The following is a 1,880-nucleotide window of genomic DNA, read 5'->3' on the forward strand; positions in this document are numbered from 1 at the left end:
CGTCCCGACCGGGACCCGAGATCCGGAGTCAGCGGGGCCGATCAGTGCCACACACGCCGCACAGGCCGCCAGCAGCACCGGAACGCCCGGAGGCAGGAACGGGGTCGCCGCCAGCGCCGCACCCGCGCCCAGCCCCGCCACCAGCCAGGCGCGTGCACCGCCCTCCAGCAGACGCGGCCACAACAGGCCCAGGAACACCGCCGGGCCGACCACGTCCAGTCCCAGCGCGTCGATGTCGTGCACCCGATCGGTGGCGGCCGCCCCAACCAGGGTCGTCGCCACCCAGAACGTTCCCAGCACCGTGTAACTCGTGGTGAAGGCCTGGCGCGCCGAGACGCGGTCCGGTTGGGCCAGGGTCACCGCCGTGGTCTCGTCGATGACCCCGTGCGCGGCCACCGCCCGGCGCGCCCCGTGCCACCCCAGCACGTCGGCCAGGCGCAGCCCGTACAGGGTGTTGCGCGCCCCCAGCAGCAGGGCACCCAGGACGCCCGCCACGAGGCTGCCGCCCCCGGCGACCACCCCGACCAGGGCGAACTGGGACGCCCCGGTGAAGACGAACAGGCTCGTGAACACGGCCTGAGCGGGGGAGAGGCCCGCGGTCACGGCGGTGGTGCCGAACGCGAGCCCGGCCGCCCCCACCGCCACACCGATCCCGACGCTGTCGCGTACGGCCGGTGTCCTCAGAACGGAGAAGACTGTCATGGGAACCGAAGCTAGGTCTCCGTCCCGACGCCGGTCTTGAACGTTCTTGCACGCCTCTGCACGGTGTCCCGGACAGGATGGTCAATGACCGGCCACGTCGCGGCGGTAGGCGGCCGGCGGAACTCCCAGGTGCCGGCGGAAGTGCCGTGTCAGGTGCGACTGGTCGGCGAAACCCACCTCCGCGGCCACCTCGCCCGGCCGCCGTCCCGCACGCAGCAGCTCCCGCGCGCGGCCCACGCGCGTCTGGTTCAGGTAGGCGTGCGGCGGCAGCCCGTACACGGACCGGAACGCCCGCGTCAGCGCGAACGGCGACATCCCCGCTCCCGCCGCCAGTTCCTCCAGGGAGGGTGGATCCACCAGACGCGAGACCAACTCCTGCCGGGCCCTCTCCGCCTCCGGCCGCGCACGGTGCGCCCGATTCTCGCGCGTGCGCTCGCGCCCGTGCTTGCTCAGCAGCAGCGCGATGCCCTGCCGGGTCAGCGACGAGGCAGCCAGGGTGTCCCCGGCCTCTGCCTCCAGGTGCGCCCTGGCCAGCAGACCGGCGACCTCCGGCGCGTGGATCCCCGATTCCGTGAACGCCGGTGTGCCCCGCAAACCCAGTTCACGGGCGATCCCCGAGACCACGTCGACCGACGGGTAGAAGACCCGGTAGGCCCACCCTTGGGGCACCCCTGCATGACCGGTGTGCACCTCGCCCGGTTCCACCACGGCCAGGCCACCCGGACCCACCCGCGAACGCCCGCGCGCGTGCGACCACTCCTCCACGCCGTCGGTGATGACCCCGATGGTGTAGGTCTCGTGGCTGTGCCGGGTGAACGCGGTCGTGACGAAACGCGCGGTCAGCAGTTCGGTCCCGGGCAGGCCGGGAAACCGCCAATATCGCGCACGCTCGCGCCCCGGCTCGGCGAGTTCGGGGTACGCGTTCTGCGGCAGGTCCATGCCCCCAGGGTAGGAGGCGGACCACCTGGGGCTGGGGCCCTGTGGGTGCTGTGGAAGTGTCTCGGGGGCTGGTTCGTCGTGGCCGTAGTCCTGGCCCGGGGCCTTCCCGTACCTCGCTCCGAGTCCGATCTGGCGAGGGGGTGGGTCGGGGGGTCCTGTGCCGCGGTTGGGGTGGGGCCTGTGGTTGGCGGTCTGTGGGTGGCGGCTTGTGGTTGGGGTGGGTGGTGTTCGTCGTCGGG

2 protein-coding genes are annotated in these 1,880 nt (G+C 72.9%); both read right to left on the bottom strand.

What is annotated here, in order from left to right; genetic code table 11:
- A partial coding sequence (locus tag D474_RS0107540) for an AzlC family ABC transporter permease (protein WP_017612975.1) occupies positions 1 to 702 on the bottom strand: 702 nt, incomplete at its 3' end.
- Between the two features lie 81 nt (positions 703 to 783).
- The gene (locus tag D474_RS0107545) at positions 784 to 1,641 is read right to left on the bottom strand and encodes a helix-turn-helix transcriptional regulator (RefSeq protein ID WP_017612976.1); all 858 of its coding nucleotides are present in this window, start codon (positions 1,639 to 1,641) and stop codon (positions 784 to 786) included.
- Positions 1,642 to 1,880: the final 239 nt, after the last annotated feature.

The sequence above is a fragment of the Nocardiopsis salina YIM 90010 genome (assembly GCF_000341025.1).
Lineage (GTDB): Bacteria > Actinomycetota > Actinomycetes > Streptosporangiales > Streptosporangiaceae > Nocardiopsis > Nocardiopsis salina.